The organism is Okeania sp. SIO2B9 (genome assembly GCF_010672505.1).
In the GTDB taxonomy this organism is placed as follows: Bacteria; Cyanobacteriota; Cyanobacteriia; order Cyanobacteriales; family Microcoleaceae; genus Okeania; species Okeania hirsuta.
Genome location: NZ_JAAHGK010001466.1, coordinates 1 through 1,741, shown reverse-complemented (window position 1 = coordinate 1,741; position 1,741 = coordinate 1). Strand labels below are relative to the sequence as shown.

The 1,741-nt window shown below is 40.3% G+C and carries 1 protein-coding gene and 1 pseudogene; one reads left to right on the top strand and one right to left on the bottom strand.

Features of this window, described 5'->3' with window-relative positions:
- Positions 1-198: 198 nt before the first annotated feature.
- Positions 199-771 (bottom strand): hypothetical protein, encoded by a 573-nt coding sequence (locus tag F6K13_RS31760; RefSeq protein WP_124147856.1) that lies wholly within the window; start codon positions 769-771, stop codon positions 199-201.
- A 310-nt stretch (positions 772-1,081) separates the two neighbouring features.
- Between F6K13_RS31760 and F6K13_RS31755 the strand changes: the two are divergent.
- A pseudogene (locus F6K13_RS31755) lies at positions 1,082-1,723 on the top strand (transketolase); the annotation flags it as partial.
- Positions 1,724-1,741: the final 18 nt, after the last annotated feature.

Genomic DNA, 1,741 nt, shown 5'->3' with positions numbered 1-1,741 from the left:
TTTTTAACACCCGATCAAATTTAACCAGAGTTGCAGCATTGAGTCATTGGTGACTCCCCATAAGTTGGACTATTTGAAGAAACTGCTGATTTTGAAGTTGCGTAGTATCAACTTAGAATCCCCTAGGCTTCAGCTAGGGGAGTAGTCAATCGAATAACTTTATTCCCTAACTTCACCAAAAGACTTTTTCAGCAAAAGCTACTTATTACTTTTAGTCACAACAATGCAAGTTTCCTGAACTTTAGCAAGCATATCGTGAAAAGCAGGAGTTTTTTGGCCATTTTTATCCACAATCTTCCTGAGAATATAGCTCCCTGCAGGAATCAAACCAAAAAAGATATTATTTCTGCGATACCAGGTCATACCATCGACACTATCTTCCGTTTGGATCATCTCAAAGCCAAGAATCCAGCGAGGAAATTGTATTCCATAAAATTGGGGAATCACATCTGCCCGTCTCAAAGTATTATCCTGAAAAAGTATCTTGATGAGCAATTTTTGGGACTTATTCTGCTGAAGAAGTCTTCGTCCAGCAACTGAAGGATGAAATGTCCATTGAAAGGGATCGTGAGTCCTCACTGACAAGGTTAGAGTCTCAGGATTCCATGAAGCAGAAGCATTCAGAGTCAGACAATCCTCTGGTAGATCGTTTCCATCCATAAAGTAGATACCCTGTAAGACTTCGGGTAAATCTGTACCTTTTCCTGTTGACATCCAAGTTTGGATATCATCAAAGCGACGTTCTTCTATAGTAGTGTTATCTTGATTCATCTAGGTATCTCCAAACATTAGATATTAATACTTTTAGGAATGCGGCTGGGAGATAAAACCTTATAGACTGTTTCATACCCTTAACCTCATAATAATAACTAAAGTCCACACCATAAGTTTAACTTCATAAGGGCCTTAAAATTTTTGACTTGATAACTTCCCTTGCCTAGAGATCCCTACAGTGAGATGATCTGTAATGTATATGGTCTGAGAACAATTCCAGAGCAGTATAACTGTAGTATGACAGTGGACAAATATCTGGTTTATTCGCTCCGGCATTCACACATTTCAATATATAGAAACAATAACTATGGTTGCTACAACTCAATCACTGGAAGAACTTTGTATTAACTCAATCCGCTTCTTAGCAATTGATGCAGTTCAAAAAGCTAATTCTGGCCATCCAGGACTACCCATGGGTGCTGCACCAATGGCCTTTGTCCTCTGGGATAAGTTCATGCGCTTTAACCCCAAAAATCCTAAATGGTTAAATCGCGATCGCTTCGTTCTCTCTGCTGGCCACGGCTGTATGTTACTTTACGCTCTCATGCACCTCACAGGTTTTGACAGCGTACCTATGGAAGAAATTAAACAATTCCGTCAGTGGGATTCTAAAACTCCTGGCCACCCAGAAAATCACATCACTGAAGGTATCGAGGTTACTACCGGGCCACTAGGACAAGGTATTGCTAACGCTGTAGGATTAGCTGCAGCAGAGGCCCATTTAGCTGCTACATTCAATAAGCCAGACTGTAACCTAATTGACCACTATACCTACGTCATCATGGGTGATGGTTGTAACATGGAAGGTATTTCTGGTGAAGCTGCTTCCTTAGCGGGACACTGGGGTTTAGGTAAGTTAATTGCTTTCTATGATGATAACCATATTTCCATTGACGGTCATACAGACATTTCCTTTACTGAAGATGTAAGTAAGCTCCAAAACGCTTACTTACATCTTCAGTAAAGA

Bases quoted from the DNA above. Each gene is read 5' to 3' on its own strand.
- F6K13_RS31760 (WP_124147856.1), bottom strand. From the start codon at position 771: ATGAATCAAGATAACACTACTATAGAAGAACGTCGCTTTGATGATATC.